The organism is Micrococcus sp. Mcc28 (genome assembly GCF_024519775.1).
Lineage (GTDB): Bacteria > Actinomycetota > Actinomycetes > Actinomycetales > Micrococcaceae > Micrococcus > Micrococcus luteus.
Genome location: NZ_JALJRH010000003.1, coordinates 111,420 through 127,295, shown reverse-complemented (window position 1 = coordinate 127,295; position 15,876 = coordinate 111,420). Strand labels below are relative to the sequence as shown.

Below are 15,876 nucleotides of genomic sequence, written 5' to 3'. Positions count from 1 at the left end.
GGACGCGGGCCCGGGTGCGGACGACGCCGGCCCCGCCCGATGCGCTCGGACGGGGCCGGCGGCCCGCTGGCTGCGGGATCAGCCCTTCGAGGACTCGAGGGCCCGCTGCCGCTCGAAGCGGCCGGGCTCGAGCTCGACGCCCGCGGCGCGGCGGAACGGGTTGAACGGGGTGTCCAGGCCCGCCACCGAGGTGGAGTCACGGCCGAACAGGGTCTCGGCGACCCAGCCGGACAGGATGCGGAACTTCCGCTCCAGGGTGGGCATCGCGTAGCCGTGGTAGCCGCGGTGGGCCAGGAACGCCGGGATGCCGGCGATCTTGGTGCCCAGCGGGTTGCCCACGCCGCGGCCGAAGCCCAGCCCCGCCACGGTGCCCAGGGACTTGTGCACGTACTCCTGCACCTCGCCCTCGCCGTGGCGCACGGCCATGTAGTTGGCGGCCAGACGCTTGGCCTGACGGATGGCGTGCTGGGCGTTCGGGACGCAGAAGCCGCCCGGGCCGGCCCCGGTCAGGTCCGGCACGGCGGAGACGTCGCCGCAGGCCCACGCACCCTCGAGCGCGCCGGCCTCGCCGTCCTTGATCTGCAGGGTGGGGGTGGCCTCCACGCGGCCGCGGTCGTCCACCGGGAAGTCGGTGCTCTTGACCACGGAGTTGGCCACCACGCCGGCGCACCACACGAGGGTGTCCGCCGCGAAGGTCTCCGCCTCCTCCTTGGAGGGCATGGCCACGAGCTTCATGACGCCGTCCGTGGCGTCGCCCAGCGAGGTGTTGAGCAGGACCTCGATGCCGCGGTCCTTCAGGTGCTCCACCACGCCCTGGGCCTGCTCCTCGGAGACCTCGGGCATGATGCGGCCCATGGCCTCGACGAGGACGATCCGGATCTCCGACTGGGAGAGGCGCTCGTTGCGCTCCACGGCGTTGCGGATGAGGTTCTCCATCTCCGCGATGGCCTCGATCCCGGCGAAGCCGCCGCCCACCACCACGAAGGTCAGGGCACGCTTGCGCTCCTCGGCGTCCGTCATCAGGGAACCGGCGTCCAGGCGCTCCAGGATCTGGTTGCGCAGCTGGACGGCCTCCTCGACCGAGCGCAGACCGATGCCCTGCTCGCCCAGACCCGGGATGGGGAACACGCGGGTCACGGCGCCCGCGGTCATCACGATGTCCTGGTACGGGATCTCGAACTCGTCGCCGCCCTCGCCGCGCACCACGGCGGTGCGGCCGGCGTGGTCCACGGACACGACGGCGCCGCGGACGACCTCGGCGTCCTTGAGGTGCGTCTGCAGGTCCACGTTCACGTGGCGGCCCTCGATGTGGCCGCCCACGACCTCGGGCAGGAACGGGTAGTACGTCATGTACGGGCGGGGGTCGACGACGGTCACGACGCCGCCGCGCTCGGCGACCTTCTTCTGCAGCTCGCGGGCGACATGGAACCCGGCGTAGCCGCCGCCGACGATCAGCAGGCGCGGCTTGGGAGACAGTTCAGGGGTGAGAGACATACCGCCAGTCTACGCACGCACGGGCCCGGCCCCTCCACTCTCCGCCGTCGTGGTCAGGACCGCAGCGAGAGCACGATCCCGTCCAGGATGTCGTGCTCGCTCGCCCAGGCCTCGGTGACGCCCGCGACCTCGGCCACCCGCTCCAGGACGGTGCTCCACAGCAGCGCGCCCGCGCCGATCACGTCCACCCGTCCCGGGTGCATGAACCCCCGCTCGGCGCGTTCGGCCCGGGTCGCCGCCACGAGGCCCTCCGCCGCCGCGCGGAACTCGGCGATCGGCAGGCGCGCACCGTGGATGGCCTCGGGCTCGTACGTGCTGAGCCCGAGGGCCTCGGCGGTCACGGTGGTCACCGAGCCGGCCACGCCGACCACGCGCGCCACGCGTTCCAGCGGCAGGCGGGCGGCGGCGTCGTCGAGGAGGCGGCGGGCGTCCGCGCGGGCCGCGGCGACCTCGTCCGACGTCGGGGGGTCGGAGCGCAGATGACGCTCGGTGAACCGCACGCAGCCCATGTCCAGGCTGACCGCGCCCACGACCTCGCCCGCAGGCGTGCCGACGACCAGCTCGGTGGAGCCGCCGCCGAGGTCCACGACGAGCACGAGGTCCTCCGGGCCCAGGTCCGCGGTCTCGACGGCGGAGACGGCGCCCGCGAAGGACAGGGCGGCCTCCTCGGCGCCCGAGACGACCTCCGGCTCGACGCCGAGCCGCTCCCGGACGCCGTCGACGAACGCGGCCCGGTTGGAGACGTCCCGGCTGGCGGAGGTGGCCACGAACCGGACCCGGCCGGCGTGGTGGCGCTGGACCAGGCGGGCGTACTCGTCCACCGCCGCGAAGGTGCGCTCCAGCGCGGCGTCGGAGAACGCGCCGGTGGCGTCCACGCCCTCGCCCAGGCGCACCACGCGCATCTCGCGCACGACGTCGGCCAGCGGCGCCGTCGGGTCGGCCACGGCGCCGGTGGTCTCGTCCGTCCCGGCCGGCCGGGAGATCAGCAGGCGGATGGAGTTCGTGCCGCAGTCCACGCCGGCCACCGTGACCTCCTTGAGCGCGGCGACGCGTTCGAGGTGCCTCACGTGCCGGGACAGGTCCTTCGTGGGCACCGCCGCGGCCTCGTCCCACGCGCCCTCGCACGCGCAGACCTCGGGCGTCCACCACGGGGCCACCAGGGCGATCGCCTCGTCACCGAGCGGGTTCACCCCCGGCCCGGCCGCGAGCGCGTGGCCCACGAGGGCGTGCAGGCACTTCACGCGCTCGGGCATGCCGCCGGCCGAGACCCCGGCGATCTCCGGGACGGGCCCCGTGCCGGCCTCGGCCCCGACCCGGTCCCGCTCGGCGATGTAGGCCTCGTGCGCCGCGCGGTGCGCGGCCGCGAGCGCGGGGTCCTGGGCGAGGCGGTCGTTCATGCGCGCCATCTCCCCGTCCGCCTCCACGCGCGAGACCGCCGCCGTCAGCACGGGGTGCGTCAGGTAGAAGGTCGTGGGGAACGGGATGCCGTTGGAGAGCCGCGGCGCGGTGGTGGCCACGAGGGGGTTGCCGCACACGCAGCGGGCGCCGATCTCCACGACGTCCCGGACCGGGCGGCCGAGCTGGCGGGACAGGGTGTCCAGGTCCTGCTCGGTGACGGTGCGGTCCTGGGCGGGGCGGGGGCTGACGGTCATGGTGTCCTCGGGGGTGCGGGGGTGGTGCGGGCGGGGGCGGGACGCGGGGTTCACTCGAGCCCGGCGCGGACGGCCGAGTCCCACAGGCCCTCGGCCCACGGCAGGCGGGTGTTGACGACCTCGTCCGCGCCGGCGGCGGGCGTGTCCTCGGCCTCGGTGTCGGTCTCGGAGGGCCGCCCCGTCACGGAGTACAGGGTCTCCCCCGGCATGACCAGCTCGAGACGCTCACGCGCCTGCTGGGTCACGTAGGCGGGATCGTCCCACAGCTGGATCCGCCGTTCGTAGTCCTCGCGCTGGGCCTGCATGGTGGCGATCTCCTCGCGCGCGGCCGAGATCTCCAGCTGCTGGTTCAGGAACGCGCGCAGCGTGGGCGCCACCAGGACGGCGGCCACCAGCAGCACGGCGACGACGATGAGCGAGCGGCCCGTGATCTGCCGGGCCGGCACCGGCTCCGGCAGCGGGGCCCGACGGCGGGCGGCCGTGGCGGCGGCGGATGCGGCGCGGCGGGGGGCGGGCCGGGGCCGACGCCCGGCCGGGCGGGCCGGAGCCGTCCGGCGCGGGGGTGCCGACGGGGACGCGGGGGCGGCGGTGTCCCCGGCGGGGGCCGTGTCGGCCCGGTCCGCGTCCGGGTGCCCGTCCAGGTGTCCGGGGTGACCGGCCTGGCGGCGCTCCTGGACGCTCTGCAGGTCGATGACCTCGGCGTCCGTCGCCGCGGGCGCCGGCGTGGGGGCCGCAGGGGTCGGCGTGGGCGTGTCCGCCTCCGGGAAGGCCGTCGTCGGGGCCGCCGGGGCCGCGACGGCGGTCCGGCGCGGGGCGCCCGTCGTCGGGTCGACACGGGGCACGCGGGGGCGGCGCGGACTCATCGCGGACTCCTTCGGACGCACTGCGGGAACCCTCCCAGCCTACTGCCCGCCCCTGGCAGGATCCTGGTCGCGCCGGGACGGGCGCGGGCCCGCCCGGAGGGATCCGGGCGGGCCCGCGCGTCGTCGTCGGGGACGGTCAGCCGCGGAAGCGCGGGAAGGCGGAGCGGCCCGCGTAGACGGCGGCGTCGGCCAGGTCCTCCTCGATGCGCAGCAGCTGGTTGTACTTGGCCACGCGGTCCGAGCGGGCCGGGGCGCCGGTCTTGATCTGGCCGGCGTTGGTGGCCACCGCGAGGTCCGCGATGAACGTGTCCTCGGTCTCGCCCGAGCGGTGCGAGATCATGCAGTGGAACATGTGGCGCTGGGCCAGGGAGATCGCGTCGAAGGTCTCGGTCAGGGAGCCGATCTGGTTGACCTTCACGAGCAGGGCGTTGCCGGCCTTCTCGTCGATGCCGCGCTGCAGCCGCTCCACGTTGGTGACGAACAGGTCGTCGCCCACCAGCTGGACGCGATCGCCCAGCTGCGCGGTCAGGTGCTGCCAGCCGTCCCAATCGTCCTCGTCGAGCGGGTCCTCGATGGAGACGATCGGGTAGTTGTCCACCAGCTCGGTGTAGTAGGCGGCCATCTCCTCGGCGGAGCGCTGCTGGCCCTCGAAGGTGTAGGAGCCCTTGTCGAAGAACTCGGAGGAGGCGACGTCCAGCGCCAGCGCGATGTCCTCGCCCAGGCGGTAGCCGGCCTTCGTCACGGCCTCGGCGATGAGGTCCAGGGCGGCCCGGTTGGACTCCAGGGACGGGGCGAACCCGCCCTCGTCGCCCAGGCCGGTGGACAGGCCCTTCTCCTGCAGCACGGTCTTCAGGGCGTGGTAGACCTCGGTGCCCCAGCGCAGGGCCTCGCGGAAGGACGGGGCGCCGATCGGGGCGATCATGAACTCCTGGATGTCCACGTTGGAGTCCGCGTGGGCGCCGCCGTTGAGGATGTTCATCATCGGCACGGGCAACACGTGGGCGTTCGGGCCGCCCAGGTACTTGTAGAGCATGAGGTCGGAGGCCTGCGCGGCGGCCACGGCGACGGCCATGGACACGCCCAGGATCGCGTTCGCGCCCAGCGTGCCCTTGTTGGGGGTGCCGTCCAGGTCCCGCATCGCGCGGTCCACGGCGCGCTGGTCCGCGGCGAACTCGCCCTCGAGCTCCTCCGCGATGCCCTCGACCGCGGCGACGGCGTCCAGCACGCCCTTGCCGCCGTAGCGCTTCTTGTCCCCGTCACGGCGCTCGACCGCCTCGAACTCGCCGGTGGAGGCGCCCGAGGGCACGGCCGCGCGGCCCAGGGAGCCGTCGGTGAGCAGGACCTCCACCTCGACGGTGGGGTTGCCGCGCGAGTCGAGGATCTCGCGAGCGTGGATGGCGTCGATCAGGGCCATGGACGGGTCTCCTTCAATCGAAGTCGGAAGTCGTGCCCGCGGCGTGGACACGGCCTCAGCCTAGCGGGGACCTCCGGTTCCGGTCGGCCGCGCGCCGGCGACAAGACCGCCGTTCCCCCCTGCTGCGATGTCGCTGGGGCGCGGTCGGGGCTGCGGCCGGGCCGGAGCGGCGCCGCGTCAGCCGGACGGGCGCAGGGCCGACCAGTCCCCCGCACGCACCCGCGCCACCGTGGTGCGCAGGGCCCGTTCGGGGTCGAGCCCCGCCGCCCGGGCCCGGCGCACCAGCGCGAACAGCTCCGCCCCGAGCGCGGCCTCGTCGGGCCACCCCGCCGCCGGGCGCTCCCCCGCCTCGGCGGCCGGCGCCGGGACGTGCGCGGCGAGCGGGTCCGGCTCCTGCCGCGCCGCGCGGTCGACCACCTTCGCGGCGGCGGCCAGCGCCGGCAGCCGGGCCGGGATGTCGCCGACGTCGAGGCCCGGGCCGGTGCCGCCGTCGTCGTGGGCCGGGGCGGCGGACGAGAGCCCCGCGGCGGCCCGCTCCTGCGCCTTGACCCGCTCCCAGGCCAGCTCGACGGCCTCGGGCGTGACGGCGGCGAGCTCCTCGGCCGGGCGCAGGCCGCCCTCGGGGGTGAGCACGAGCGGGTTGCGCCGGATCATCTTGGCGGTGAGGGCGTCGGCGGCGTCGTCCAGGCGGAACCCGGCCGTCTCCGCCGGGGCGCCCGGCGCCCGGGAGACGGCGGCGTGCAGGACCACCTGGAACAGGACGTCCCCGAGCTCGGCGGCCAGGGCGGGATACGCGCCGTCGGCCCGACGCGCGGGCACGTCGGCCCATGCGGCGGCGTCGCGGGACTCGATCTCCGCCACCGCCTCGTACGCCTCCTCCACGAGGTACTCGGCGAGGTCGGCGTGGGTGAGCTCGGCCGTCCAGGGGCAGTGGTCGCGCAGGGCCTCGACCACCGCCACCAGACGGTCCACACTCGCGCTCACGGGCGGATCAGTCGTCCTCGTCCTCGTCGTCCAGCTCCTCGAGGACCGGGCCGACGGCGTCGCCGGAGATGACCTCGCCCCAGCCGGCCACGAGGATCTCGGCGAGGTCCTCGCGCTCGTCCACGGACAGGAAGGCGGCCTCGGCGGCGTTGAGCTGCAGGTCCAGCAGCTCGGAGAGCGAGTAGCCGAAGGTCTCGGCGAGCAGGTAGAGCTCGTCGGTCAGGGACACGTCCGAGACGAGCCGGTTGTCCGTGTTCACGGTGACGCGGAAGCCGAGCTGCACGAGCAGGTCGATGGGATGGCCCGCGATGCCCGCCGCGGCGTCCACCGCGCCGGTCTGCAGGTTCGAGGACGGGCAGACCTCCAGGGCGATCTGCCGGTCCCGCACCCACGCGGCGGTCTCGCCCAGGTCCACGATGCCGGTCAGCTCGTCCAGCTGCTCGCCATCCTCGTCCACGCCGCCGTACTCCACCGAGATGTCCTCGGCCAGGCGCACGCCGTGGCCCAGGCGCAGGGCGCGGCCGTCCACGAGGGCCGAGCGGACGGAGTCCAGGCCGTCGCCCTCGCCCGCGTGCACGGTGACGGGCAGGTGGTGGGCGGCCAGCCACGTGAAGGTGTCGGCGAAGCGGGAGGGCGGGAACCCGGCCTCGGCGCCCGCGATGTCGAAGCCCACGACGCCGGCCTCGCGGTGGCGCACGGCCAGCTCGGCGATCTCCTGGGCCCGGTCGGCGTGCCGCATCGCGGTGACCAGCTGGCCCACGCGGATCACGTGGCCCGCGGCGTCGGCGGCCTCGACCGCCTCGTCCAGGCCGGCCTGCACGGCCTCGACGGCCTCGTCCAGGCTCAGCCCGCCGGCCAGGTGCTGCTCGGGGGCCCAGCGGATCTCGCCGTAGACGACGCCGTCGGCGACCAGGTCCTCGACGAACTCGCGGGCCACGCGGCGCAGCTGCTCGCGGGTCTGCATCACGGCGGTGGTCAGGGCGAAGACCTGCAGGTACTTCTCGAGGGACTCGCCGTTGGCGTGCTCGGCGATCCACTCGGCCAGGCCCTCGACGGTGTCCGCGGGGACCTCGACGCCGGCCTCGCGGGCCAGGTCGAGGACGGTGCCCACGCGCAGGCCGCCGTCGAGGTGGTCGTGGAGGGAGACCTTGGGCAGGACGGCCAGGTCGACCTCGAGCGGGGAGGGGGATGCGGTGTCCGGAAGCTGCGTCGTCGTCACGGGCGTCACTCTACGGCAGGGCGCTCAGCGCAGGGCCTCCTGCTCGGCCAGGGTGAGGCCCTTCACCCCGGCGCCCAGCCGGCGGCGCAGCAGGGCCTTGAGCAGACGGTCCAGCAGCAGGCCCACGAGCGCGGCACCCGTCACGGAGACGGCGATCTGCAGCACCGGGTTCTCCAGCCAGCCCGCGGTCAGGCGCGCGATCATGATCGAGTACGCGGCCCAGCTGGCCGTGGAGAGCAGGTCCAGCGCCACGAACCGCACCGGCGGATAGCGGGTGGCGCCGGCCGTGAGGTTCAGGGCCACGCGGCCGCCGGGGATGAACCGGGCGGTGAACAGCAGCAGCGCGCCGTGGCTGTGCAGGTGGTGACGGGCGACCTCGACCGTGGCCCGCACCCGCCGCAGCCGCATCCACCGGAACCGCTCCACGCCCACGGCACGGCCAATCGCGTACGCGGCCACGTCCCCCAGGAACGCGCCCGCGAAGCCGACCCCCCACAGCGCCCACAGGGAGAACGGGTGCCCGTCGCGGACGATCGCGCCGAGGGCCACCAGCACCGACTCCGACGGGAAGATCGGCACGATGCCGTCGAACAGGCACAGCAGCAGCGTCAGCGGCAGGACCCACCACTGCGCGGAGGCGTGGAGGATCGCCTCCTCGAGCCACGCGAGCATCCGGTCAGCCGATCCGGTCCAGGATCACGGAGCGCTCCCGCAGGGTCCGGGCGGCGTCGTCGTCGAGCTCGCCGACGGCCCAGCCGCCGGCGAGCGCGGCCTTCGCCCGCTCGAAGCGCTCCGGCGTGTCCGTGTGCAGGGTCAGCACCTTCTGACCCCGGGCCACGCGCTCGCCGGGGCGCACGTGCACCTCGACGCCGGCCGCGGCCTGGACGGCCTGGCCCTGCCGCTCCCGCCCGGCGCCGAGGCGCCACGCGGCCAGGCCCACGGCCATCGCGTCCAGCTCGCTGAGGACGCCGTCCGTCTCCGCGACGACGTCCTCGGTGTGGGCCGCCGTCGGGAGGGCCGCGCGGGGGTCGCCGCCCTGGGCCTCGATCATCCGGTTCCACACGTCCATCGCCCGGCCGTTGGCCAGGTGCTCGGCCGGGTCCACGTCCGTGACCCCGGCGCCGGCGAGCATCGCGGCGGCGAGCGCCACGGTGAGCTCCACGACGTCGGCCGGGCCGCCGCCGGCGAGCACCTCCACCGACTCGCGGACCTCGAGGGCGTTGCCGGCCGTCCGGCCCAGGGGCACGGACATGTCCGTGAGCAGCGCCGAGGTGTCCACCCCGGCGTCGCGGCCGAGGTCCACCATGGTCCGGGCCAGTTCGCGGGCGGACGCCTCATCCTTCATGAAGGCGCCCGAGCCGCACTTGACGTCCAGCACGAGGGCACCGGTGCCCTCGGCGATCTTCTTGGACATGATCGAGGAGGCGATCAGCGGGATGGCCTCCACCGTGCCGGTGACGTCGCGCAGGGCGTACAGGCGCTTGTCCGCCGGGGCCAGGCCCGAGCCGGCGGCGCAGATCACGGCGCCCACCTCGGAGAGCTGGCGCAGCATCGCCTCGTTGCTGAGGTCGGCCCGCCACCCGGGGATCGCCTCGAGCTTGTCCAGGGTGCCGCCGGTGTGCCCGAGGCCGCGGCCGGACAGCTGCGGCACCGCCACCCCGAAGGAGGCCACGAGCGGGGCCAGCGGTAGGGTGATCTTGTCCCCCACGCCGCCGGTGGAGTGCTTGTCCGCGGTGGCCAGGGGGCGGCCGTCCGGGGTGGTGAGCCCGCCGAAGTCCATGCGCTCGCCCGAGGCGATCATCGCGTCCGTCCAGCGGGCGATCTCGGCGCGGTCCATGCCGTTGAGCAGGATCGCCATGGCCAGGGCGGACATCTGCTCGTCCGCCACCACGCCGCGGGTGTACGCGTCCACCACCCAGTCGATCTGCTCGGGCGACAGCGTCCCCCGGTCCCGCTTGGTGCGGATCACCTCGACGGCGTCGAAGGGCTCGGCCTGCGGCTGCGCGGTCATGGGGTTCTCCTCGGAGGACGGCTGCGACGGTCAGCCTCCGACTCTAGCGAGCGGGCCCGGGAGCGCGCCGCAGGTCAGGGACGGTCCGCCCGCTCCAGGTCGGCCGGGCCGAAGGCGTCCGGCAGCACCGCGTCGATCCCCCGCTCCCCCGCCGGGGTGAGCAGCACGAGCCCGGGGGCGCGGAACTCGTACAGCAGCTGGCGGCACCGCCCGCAGGGCATGGTGAGCACGCCCTCGCCGTCCACGCACACGAACGCGGCCAGTCGGCCGCCCCCGCCCATGCGCAGGTCGGCCAGCAGCGCGCACTCGGCGCACAGGGTCAGCCCGTAGGACGCGTTCTCGATGTTGCAGCCCGAGACGAGGCGGCCGTCGTCGGTGAGCGCGGCGGCGCCCACCCGGAACCCCGAGTAGGGCACGTAGGCGTGCTCCGTGGCGGCCAGGGCCGCGGCCCGCAGCCGGTCCCAGTCCACGCGCGGCGCCGTCGTCGTGTGCTGCCCGTCCGCCACGGCTACTCCTTCACGTACGGCACGCCCGAGGCGGCCGGGCCGCGCGAGCGGCCCACGAGGCCGGCCACGGCGAACACCGTGACGAGGTACGGGAGCATCGCCATGAACTGGCTCGGCACCGGGGTGCCGAGGATCGCCAGGACGTACTGCATGTTGGTGGCGAAGCCGAACAGCAGCGCCGCGAAGAACGCGCCGATCGGGTTCCAGCGGCCGAAGATCACGGCCGCGAGCGCGATGAAGCCCTGGCCCGCCGTCATCTCCTTGGTGAAGGACGACGCGGAGACGAGCGTGAAGAACGCCCCGCCCATGCCGGCCACCGCACCGCCCAGCAGGACGGCGGCGTACCGCGTGCGGTTCACGTCGATGCCCACGGTGTCCGCGGCCTTGGGGTGCTCGCCCACGGCGCGCACGCGCAGGCCCCAGCGGGTGCGGAACAGGGCGAACCACAGCGCGATGACGAGCAGGTACATCGCGTAGCCCAGGATCGTCTGGTCGAACAGGATGGGCCCGAGCACGGGGATGTCCGCCAGGCCCGGGATCCGCAGGTTCGGGAAGTGCGGCGGCGCGTTGAGCTCGGTGTCCCCGCCCGTGAGGACGGTGGAGTACAGGAAGCTCGTCAGGCCGGCCACGAGCACGTTGAGCACGACGCCGACGATCACCTGGTTGACCAGGTACTTGATCGAGAACACGGCGAGCAGCCAGGACACGAGGACGCCGGCCACGATCGCGGCGGCCAGGCCCGCCCAGGGCGAGCCGGTGGCGGTGCCGACGACGGCGGCCGTGAACGCGCCCGCCAGCAGCTGACCCTCGATCGCGATGTTCACCACGCCCGAGCGCTCGGCCAGGATGCCGGCCATCGAGCCGAAGATCAGCGGGACGGCCAGCGCGAACGAGCCGGCGATCAGGCCGGTGAGGAACACGGTGGTGTTGTCCGCCGAGCCGATCACCCAGATGAGGAACGCGGCCACGAAGGCGACGGCGAACAGGGCCGCGGCCCAGCCGGGGGTGCGCCCCGAGCGCAGGGTCGCCAGCCAGGCCACCGCGGTCAGCACCGCCATGAGCCCGACGAGCAGCCAGCCCCCCAGCACGGGGTCGGCGGTCAGGTCCGGGAGCACGACGGCGTCGGACGCGTTCGAGAGTCGGAAGGTCGCCGCCGCCTCGGGGGCGCCGAGGGCGAAGACGGCCAGGGCCAGCAGGGTCAGGATCGTCAGGGCGATCGGGGTGGTCCAGTGCCGGACCACGACCCGGGCGGGCTCGGCGGCCTCGGGGCGGACGACGTCGGCGTGGGGCCGGGCGGCGGTCGCGCTCATCGGGCGTCCCCCTTCTGCTCGTGCGGGCGGTGGGTCGGGGCCGTGTCCGTGGGCTGCGTGGTCGGAGCCTGCGGGTCCGCGACGGCGGCCGCCGCGGCCTCCTGGACGCCCGTGGACGGGGCGGCGGCGTGGCCGCCGGCGCCGGTCACCACGGCGCCAGCCACGGCGGGCTGGGTCACGGGGTCGGCGGCGCGGCGGGCGCGGGCGGCGCCCGGGGCGGGCAGCCGGAAGATGGCGCGCACCAGCGGCGGGGCCGCGATGAGCAGCACGATCACGGACTGCACCACGAGGACGATGTCGACCGGCACCCCGGTCTCGGTCTGCATGGTCACGCCGCCGGCGCGCAGGGCGCCGAAGAGCAGGCCCGCGAACAGCACGCCCACCGGGTGGGACCGGCCGAGCAGCGCCACCGTGATCGCGTCGAAGCCGAAGGACCCGGCCACGGAGGTGTTCAGCGTGCTCTCCGTGCCGGCCACGTGGGTGGCGCCGGCCAGGCCGGCGAGGCCGCCGGAGATCGCCATGGCGGCCAGGTAGGAGCCCTTGACGGAGATGCCGGCCGTGCGGGCGGCGTCCGGGTTGGCGCCCACGGCCCGCAGGCGGAAGCCGAGGGTGGAGCGCTGCATCAGCCACCACGTGAAGAGCACGGCCAGCAGCGCGACGAAGAAGCCCCAGTGCAGCCGGAAGTCGGTCCCCAGCAGCCGCGGGAACATGGCGGAGCGGTCCAGCGGCGCGGACACCGGGTTCGTGGTGCCGGGCGCCCGCAGGACGGGGGTGTTCAACAGGTAGGCGAGCAGGTTCACCGCCACGTAGTTGAGCATGATCGTGAGGATCACCTCGTGCGCGCCCGTCCAGGCCTTGAGCACGCCGACGACGGAGCCCCACAGCACGCCGCCGAGCACGCCCATCACGACGACGAGCAGCAGGTGCACGCCGGCCGGCAGGTGCAGGTGCACGCCGAACCACGTGGCGAACATGGCGCCGAAGATGAACTGACCCTGGCCGCCGATGTTGAACAGGCCCGCCCGGAAGGCGATGGCGATGCCCAGCGAGATGATGATCAGCGGGGTCGCCACGGTGAGGGTCTCGGTGAGCGGGTAGAGCATGCCCGTCGCGTCCGAGGCCCGGTAGTTGAAGACGGCGCCGCGGAACAGGGCCGCGAAGGCTCCGGCGAACGCGGCCCAGGCGGCGGAGAGCAGGTCGCCCGGGCGGGCGAAGAAGTAGCCGGCGGCGTCGCGGACGTCCTCGTCCACGGCGATGATCAGCAGGCCGGAGATCAGCAGGGACAGCAGGATCGCCAGGGCGGTGACCGTGCCGTTGCCCGAGAGGATCCGGCGCAGGGCGGAGTCGGCGGGGGCGGGCCGGGCGGCCGCGTCGGACGCGGGGGCCGGGCGCTGCGGGGCGGCGGTGCTCACGGGCGCTCTCCTTCCGTGGTGGGGTGGGCGGCGGGCGCCTCACCGGCGGTGCCGGGCGTGCCCGCGGCGACGTCTGCGCCGGAGGCGAGGGCCGCGTCGTCGGGGGTCTGGCCGGCCATCATGAGGCCGAGCGTCTCGCGCGAGGTGTCCCCCGGCACGATGCCGACGATCCGCCCGTGGTACATCACGGCGATCCGGTCCGCCAGCTCGAGGACCTCGTCCAGCTCGGTGGAGACGATCAGCACGGGGGTGCCGGCGTCGCGCTCGGCGATGATCCGGTCGTGCAGGAACTCGATCGAGCCGACGTCCACGCCGCGCGTGGGCTGCGAGGCGATGAACAGGCGCAGCCCGTCCACGAGTTCGCGGGCCATGACGACCTTCTGCTGGTTGCCTCCCGAGAGGGAGGAGACCGGCAGGTCCACGCCCTGGGTGCGGACGTCGAACTCGGCCACGCGGCGCTCGGCGAGCGCCCGCACCGCGGCGGGGCGCATCTGCACGGCGTTGCCGGCCGGGGCGACGTCGTACCGGTTGAGCACCATGTTCTCCGCCACGGAGAACGGGCCGACGAGCCCGTCCGTGGAGCGGTCCTCGGGCACGAAGCCGACGCCGGCGCGGATGATCTGGCGGGTGGACCGGCCGATCAGCTCCCGACCGTCCAGGGTGACGGAGCCGGTGGCCTTGACCAGGCCCATGATCGCCTCGGTCAGCTCGGTCTGCCCGTTGCCCTGCACACCGGCCACGGCGAGGACCTCGCCCTGGCGGACGGCGAAGGACACGGCGTCCAGCAGCACCTGGCCCGTGGGCGAGACGACGGAGAGGTCCTCGACGCGGAACGTCTCCTCCCCCAGGGTCGGGGCCGTCTTGCGCCGCTCGAGGACGACGTTCCGGCCCACCATGAGGGCGGCCAGCTCGGCGGCCTCGGCGGAGGGCTCCGCCGTGCCGACCACGCGGCCGCGGCGCAGCACGGTGATGTCGTCCGAGACGGCCTTGACCTCGCGCAGCTTGTGGGAGATGAACACGATCGCCGTGCCGTCCGCCCGCAGCTGCCGGATGATGCCGAGCAGCTCGTCGGTCTCCTGGGGGGTGAGCACGGCGGTCGGCTCGTCCAGGATGAGGATGCGCGCGTCGCGGACGAGGGCCTTGATGATCTCGACGCGCTGCTGCACGCCCACGGGCAGGTCCTCGACGACGGCGTCCGGGTCCACGTCGAAGCCGTACTGCGCGGAGATCTCCCGGATCCGCCGGCGGGTGGCCTCGAGGTCGAGCACGCCCAGGGCGCGGGTGTGCTCGTCGCCGAGGGCCACGTTCTCGGCCACCGTGAAGACGGGCACGAGCATGAAGTGCTGGTGCACCATGCCGATGCCCGCGCGCATGGCCTCGCCGGGGCCGGAGAACCGGACGGGCTCGCCGTCGAGCAGGATCTCCCCCTCGGTGGGCTCGTAGAGCCCGAAGAGGACGTTCATCAGGGTGGACTTGCCGGCGCCGTTCTCGCCGAGGAGGGTGTGCACCCGCCCCGACTCCACGGTCAGGTTCACGTCCTCGTTCGCGGCGAACGAGCCGAAGCGCTTGGTGATCCCGCGCAGTTCGAGCCTCATCGAGGGCCTTCCGTCTGGTCGATGCTCGTGGTGCCGCGCTCGGCGGCGGGGGCGGGCCGGGCGCCCGCGCGCCGCGGGGCCGGTCCGGAGGGGTCCGGGCCGGCCCTGCGGCGGTGGCGAGGCGGGTCAGGCCTCCGGGGAGTACTCCGAGCCGACCTTCAGCTCGCCCGAGACGATCTTGGCCTCGAGGTCCTTGAGCTCGTCCTTGAGCTCCTGCGGCACCGTGTCCTCGAAGTCGTGGAACGGGGCCAGCTCGACGCCCTTGTTCTCCAACGTGCCCACGTAGGGCTCGGCCGAGAACTCGTCCTTCAGGTCCGCGGCGATCACGTCGGCGACGGACTGGCCCATGTTCTTCTTCACCGAGGTGAGGATCAGGTTGCCGTCCTTGGTGGACTCGTAGCCGTCCGAGTCCGGCCAGATGACCTTGACGTCCTTGCCGCCCTGGTTCGCCTCGCGGACGGCGTCCAGGGTGCCCAGGCCCACGGGGCCGGCCACCGGCATCACGATGTCGGCGCCCTCGTTGATGAAGTTGGCGGTGTTCGTCTTGCCGTTGGCCACGTTCTTGAAGTCGCCCGTGAAGGAGCCGGTCTTCGCGTCCTTGTCCCAGCCCAGGACCTTGACGTCCTTGTCCTTGACCTCGTTGTAGTGCTCCACGCCGCGGGCGAAGCCGTCCATGAAGATGGTGACGGTGGGGATCTCCATGCCGCCATAGGTGGCCACGGTGCCGGTCTCGGTGGTGCCCGCCGCCAGGTACCCGGCCAGGAACGCCGCCTGCGCCGTGTCGTAGGTGAGCTTCTGGAAGTTGTCGGAGAAGCCCTCCGCGGTGACGTCCACGCCGAAGAAGTGGGTGTCCGAGTGCTGCGCGGCGATCGGCTTCATGGCGTCGCCGAGGAGGAAGCCCACGCCGATGACGGCGTCGCAGTCGGCGTTGACCATGGCGGTCACGTTCGGGGTGAACTCGCTGGGCTCGTTCGACTCGGCCTCGCTGGTGGTGATGCCGTAGGCCTTCTCGGCGGCCTTGAGGCCCTCGTAGGAGGACTGGTTGAAGGAGCGGTCGTCGAAGCCGCCCTCGTCCGAGACGATGCAGGCCTTGTAGTCGTTGTTGTCCGAGCCGACGCCGTCCACGGTGGCGATGGCCTCGCTCTCGGCGGCGCCGGAGCCCGAGGCCTCGGACTGCTCCGGCGGGGCGCCGCACGCGGTCAGCAGCAGGCCGGAGACGCCGAGCGCGGCGACGGGGAGCAGGAGACGACGACGGCGCGCGGCCGACGGGGTGGCGATGCCCATGGGGTCCTCATTTCGGAAGGCACGGTGCGAGGCCCGCGGCCGGTGGCCGCGGAAAGACGGGGCCCGTGCGGGCGGCCCCGTCCGGATGAGCGCGAGTCTACCGAACGGTGGGCCCGTCCCCTCCGGCGGGTG

General features: G+C 74.2%; 13 protein-coding genes. All 13 read right to left on the bottom strand.

Annotated features, from left to right (window positions below; genetic code table 11):
• Window positions 1-78: 78 nt before the first annotated feature.
• The 13 genes from NR073_RS02455 to NR073_RS02390 all read right to left on the bottom strand — a co-directional run bounded on the left by NR073_RS02455 (window position 79) and on the right by NR073_RS02390 (window position 15,744).
• Complete coding sequence (locus NR073_RS02455; RefSeq protein WP_036316342.1) at window positions 79-1,494, bottom strand: NAD(P)/FAD-dependent oxidoreductase; 1,416 nt, start codon at window positions 1,492-1,494, stop codon at window positions 79-81.
• Between the two features lie 53 nt (window positions 1,495-1,547).
• Window positions 1,548-3,146 (bottom strand): DUF501 domain-containing protein, encoded by a 1,599-nt coding sequence (locus NR073_RS11150; protein WP_036316344.1) that lies wholly within the window; start codon window positions 3,144-3,146, stop codon window positions 1,548-1,550.
• Window positions 3,147-3,196: 50 nt separating this feature from the next.
• Window positions 3,197-4,009, bottom strand: a complete 813-nt coding sequence (locus tag NR073_RS02440) for a septum formation initiator family protein (RefSeq protein ID WP_256748571.1) — start codon at window positions 4,007-4,009, stop codon at window positions 3,197-3,199.
• Window positions 4,010-4,145: 136 nt separating this feature from the next.
• Window positions 4,146-5,423: a phosphopyruvate hydratase gene (gene eno, locus NR073_RS02435; RefSeq protein WP_256748570.1), complete on the bottom strand. Its 1,278-nt coding sequence runs from the start codon at window positions 5,421-5,423 to the stop codon at window positions 4,146-4,148.
• A 177-nt stretch (window positions 5,424-5,600) separates the two neighbouring features.
• On the bottom strand, window positions 5,601-6,407 hold the full coding sequence (locus NR073_RS02430; protein WP_036384857.1) for a MazG nucleotide pyrophosphohydrolase domain-containing protein: 807 nt from the start codon (window positions 6,405-6,407) through the stop codon (window positions 5,601-5,603).
• A gap of 7 nt (window positions 6,408-6,414) precedes the next feature.
• The gene (locus tag NR073_RS02425) at window positions 6,415-7,626 is read right to left on the bottom strand and encodes an adenosine deaminase (RefSeq protein WP_036384864.1); all 1,212 of its coding nucleotides are present in this window, start codon (window positions 7,624-7,626) and stop codon (window positions 6,415-6,417) included.
• Between the two features lie 24 nt (window positions 7,627-7,650).
• Window positions 7,651-8,298, bottom strand: coding sequence for a DedA family protein (locus tag NR073_RS02420; RefSeq protein WP_036384855.1), 648 nt, complete (start codon window positions 8,296-8,298; stop codon window positions 7,651-7,653).
• 4 nt (window positions 8,299-8,302) lie between these two features.
• Window positions 8,303-9,637, bottom strand: a complete 1,335-nt coding sequence (locus tag NR073_RS02415; RefSeq protein ID WP_036384849.1) for a thymidine phosphorylase — start codon at window positions 9,635-9,637, stop codon at window positions 8,303-8,305.
• Between the two features lie 74 nt (window positions 9,638-9,711).
• On the bottom strand, window positions 9,712-10,143 hold the full coding sequence (locus tag NR073_RS02410) for a cytidine deaminase (protein ID WP_010079337.1): 432 nt from the start codon (window positions 10,141-10,143) through the stop codon (window positions 9,712-9,714).
• A gap of 2 nt (window positions 10,144-10,145) precedes the next feature.
• Window positions 10,146-11,453, bottom strand: a complete 1,308-nt coding sequence (locus NR073_RS02405) for an ABC transporter permease (RefSeq protein WP_036384847.1) — start codon at window positions 11,451-11,453, stop codon at window positions 10,146-10,148.
• Window positions 11,450-12,865 (bottom strand): ABC transporter permease, encoded by a 1,416-nt coding sequence (locus NR073_RS02400; protein WP_256748569.1) that lies wholly within the window; start codon window positions 12,863-12,865, stop codon window positions 11,450-11,452. The genes NR073_RS02405 and NR073_RS02400 overlap by 4 nt, the downstream gene beginning before the upstream one ends.
• Window positions 12,862-14,460 carry an ABC transporter ATP-binding protein gene (locus NR073_RS02395; RefSeq protein WP_036313325.1) on the bottom strand — a complete coding sequence of 533 codons (1,599 nt, stop codon included), beginning with the start codon at window positions 14,458-14,460 and terminating at the stop codon, window positions 12,862-12,864. Before NR073_RS02395 ends, NR073_RS02400 begins: the two co-directional genes overlap by 4 nt.
• 126 nt (window positions 14,461-14,586) lie before the next feature.
• On the bottom strand, window positions 14,587-15,744 hold the full coding sequence (locus NR073_RS02390) for a BMP family protein (RefSeq protein WP_159227963.1): 1,158 nt from the start codon (window positions 15,742-15,744) through the stop codon (window positions 14,587-14,589).
• Window positions 15,745-15,876 lie beyond the last annotated feature (132 nt).